3 protein-coding genes and 1 pseudogene are annotated in these 3,291 nt (G+C 44.7%); 3 read left to right on the forward strand and 1 reads right to left on the reverse strand.

What is annotated here, in order from left to right; genetic code table 11:
* The coding region (locus tag AC1DWB_RS32545; RefSeq protein WP_477545243.1) for a GntR family transcriptional regulator at positions 1 to 313 on the reverse strand (313 nt) is incomplete at its 3' end.
* A gap of 255 nt (positions 314 to 568) precedes the next feature.
* On the opposite strand from AC1DWB_RS32545, the gene AC1DWB_RS32550 reads away from it, so the two are divergent.
* From AC1DWB_RS32550 to AC1DWB_RS32560, 3 genes and pseudogenes are all read left to right on the forward strand, one after another.
* Entirely contained in the window at positions 569 to 1,747 is a 1,179-nt protein-coding gene (locus AC1DWB_RS32550) for a KamA family radical SAM protein (protein WP_477545244.1), read from the forward strand.
* Between the two features lie 342 nt (positions 1,748 to 2,089).
* Positions 2,090 to 2,365, forward strand: a complete 276-nt coding sequence (locus AC1DWB_RS32555) for a response regulator transcription factor (protein WP_477545245.1) — start codon at positions 2,090 to 2,092, stop codon at positions 2,363 to 2,365.
* Between the two features lie 181 nt (positions 2,366 to 2,546).
* A pseudogene (locus AC1DWB_RS32560) lies at positions 2,547 to 3,291 on the forward strand (hypothetical protein); the annotation flags it as partial.

Consider the following 3,291-nt stretch of genomic DNA (forward strand, 5'->3'; position numbering starts at 1 on the left):
CCTCACTCTTCTGCACCAGTAGTTGCTGCAATTCCTGCTTTAGGGAGTAGACCGATTTCAAATATTGATTACGGTTTATGTACTCAAAGGCCAGTTGATCCGAAACAATAACAATTTCCTTGCCTTGAGATACAGAGACGATATTCTCGTCCTTCAGCAGTCCAATTGCTTTACGTATCGTCTCAGGCGAAACGTGATATTGACTGGCTAATAATGAGCGACCGGATATTTTACTGTCAACGGGAAATTCACCGCTTACAATTTTTTGAGCGATATCGAGTGCTATCGACTTGTATCCGTTTATATCCTGCATGTTGAATTCCTACCTTTGACTTAGATTCATACGCCGGCATGTTGAGGATGGGTCTGCCAGCCGAAAGTCCTTATTCATTATAGCATCTATCCCTTGTTTACTATAGAGTTGTCCTTGATCAACATACAACCTTATTATGATATGTGAGTTGTAAGTTAGTTGAGGTTTTGATATAGTAAAAATTATAGCAGTCAGCCATTAACGGCTTACGGCTGGGAAGGTTTGGCTCTTATGAATATATGGAGGAGGAGAAGCATGACCCAACCGAAGTATATGACCGATATTGGAAAATTGACGAGCATCCCAGAGGCAGAACGCGAGAAGCTGAAGCTCATTACCGACAAATTTGTCTTTCGGGTGAATGAGTATTACTTGAACTTGATTGACTGGAGTGACCCGGCTGACCCGATTCGAAATCTGGTCATTCCGAATGAAGGGGAGTTGCTGGAGTATGGTCGATGGGACGCATCCGATGAAGACACTAACTACGTCGTTCCTGGTTGCCAGCACAAATACAAATCCACAGCCCTGTTACTCGTATCCGAAGTATGCGGTGCGTATTGCCGATACTGCTTCCGTAAGCGATTGTTCCGCAATGACGTTAAGGAGTCGACAACGGATGTTGAGCCCGGTCTGCAATATATTGCAAGCCGACCTGAGATCAGTAATGTGTTGCTGACAGGCGGTGACAGCTTGATTCTAGCTACCACCAAGCTTCGGTCCATCTTACAACGGCTGCGCGAGATCAATCATGTTCAGATCATCCGGTTAGGGTCCAAGATCCCCGTGTTCAATCCTATGCGTATCTACGAAGACGAAGAATTGCTGGACACACTTCACCAATATTCCACTCCTCAGAAACGTATCTATGTCATGGCACACATCAACCACCCTCGGGAAATTACGCCTGAGGCGATTCGTGGCTTTCAAGCCCTTCATGAGGCAGGAGTGATACTTGTAAACCAAACCCCCATTCTGAGAGGCATTAATGATGATCCACGTGTTCTGGGGGAGCTGCTCGACAAGCTGTCATGGGCAGGTGTAACACCGTACTACTTCTTCATTAATCGTCCTGTCGCAGGCAATCGCGCGTTCGTGCTTTCGTTGAGGGAAGCCTATCGCATCGTTGAGCAGGCCAAGGCGCTTACATCGGGACTTGGTAAACGGGTTCGTTTGTCCATGAGCCATACATCGGGGAAGATTGAGATCTTATCGATTGAGGATGGGAAGGCATATTTGAAATACCATCAATCCCGCGACGATCATTATGGACAGTTTATGATCCTGGAATGTCCCGATGATGCAGCTTGGTTCGATGATTTGCCGGGAAATGAGCACTATTGGAATAAACCCGTCAAGAAGACGGATGCCATCGTCTCGGTCAATTCATTGCCGGATATGCCGCAGGTGAAGGGCCGTGAGGCTGTCAATTAGTCGCGTTTCGATGCGATCATCCGGGAATAGATTATATAATCCACTTACATTCGAGCCGCTCTCTTCAGAGCGGCTTGATACATTTCAAGCCATGTACTAACAAAATATGACTTAAGTCATATATAACTCCTTTTCTAGTGAACTTCTTCATCTATATTAGGTCTTTCGAATCATGTATAATCAGGGCAGTCTGAGAAAGTTAATTCAGGAAGCCAGCCCAAGTAGGTGAAACTGTAGTATAACAACATGAAATCATCACAAGAAGAACGGAGATACTCATGAACATTACGTTGCGGATATGGACGCTTGAATGACTTACTGATCCAAAGATTGGGTCCTGCAATGCAAGATTTTTCAGATTGTTATCAGCTTACACAGCGAGAATCGGAAATCCTCATACTGATCGCTATTAATGGGTTTTCAAATCGAGAAATTGCCGAAATGTGTGTGATCAGTGAAAAAACTGTAAAAAATCATTTAGCAAACATAATGAACAAGGTTGGGATTCGTTCGATACGGAAATTGTTTCCTCTACTATTCAATCATGTACTATACCCACATGAAAATTACGCAGGTACAAAGAATTTGAAGGGTACCAAGTGGATAGGAAACAAATAGATCTATCTGGTTGTGAAAATTTGGGGGGATGTTCAGTATGATCAAGAAGATAATCATATCAATTTTGCTATGCGTGGCTTCAATAACTATCATGTTATCCATTAGTGTCCCCTCTGCCAGCGCAGATGCTGCATCTCCCCAAACCCTAACTATTATAGGAGCCCAAGGAAATCCAGGGCAGATGGACCCTTACACCGAATTCACACTCGACAACGGTCTAACCTGGCACCGCGCGTATCTATATGGAGCTCATCCGTGGGGATTTGTAGAAGGGACCAATAGTTGGATGAATTGTGGTCCTTCCGGTTTTCATTGCTTGGGAATCAACGTCCCTTACAGAGTGCGATTCCTACTACCGGATGATTTCTCGAATCCGCAGACCACATATGAGTTCAAGGCTGACAATGCTGTAACAATCTCACTGAACGAACACAGGGTTTCCTATATTGAAACACAAGGTACGGTGACTGGAGATACATACACGAATGGTTGGCTTAAGCCTGGCTTTAATGAAGTGGATATGGTACTCCATGACAGCGGTGGTTGGGCCGGCTTGAATTATAAGATCACGATACAAGTTGATGCTTCGTCTGCACCGACCTTGGTGACCGCGCCTTTAGTGGAATTACCCCAACCCACATTCAGTAGCAACCCGACAATACCAACAAGAGAGAATGTCAACGTGACGATTGTTTTTCCGGGGGAGGCTACAATTAAGGAATACAGCTTCAATGAAGTAGATTGGTTCAATTATACATCGGCCATCGTAATGACGAATAATGGAACAATCTATGCTCGGTGGAAGGATCAGACAGGTAATCTATCGACTACAGGTACGTATACCATATCGAATATTGACAAAACGCCTCCAACTACTCCAACGTTAAGCGCTACGCCAACAGCACCCACGAACGGCAACGTGAAGG

The sequence above is a fragment of the Paenibacillus sp. P4_E11 genome, from assembly GCF_056401635.1.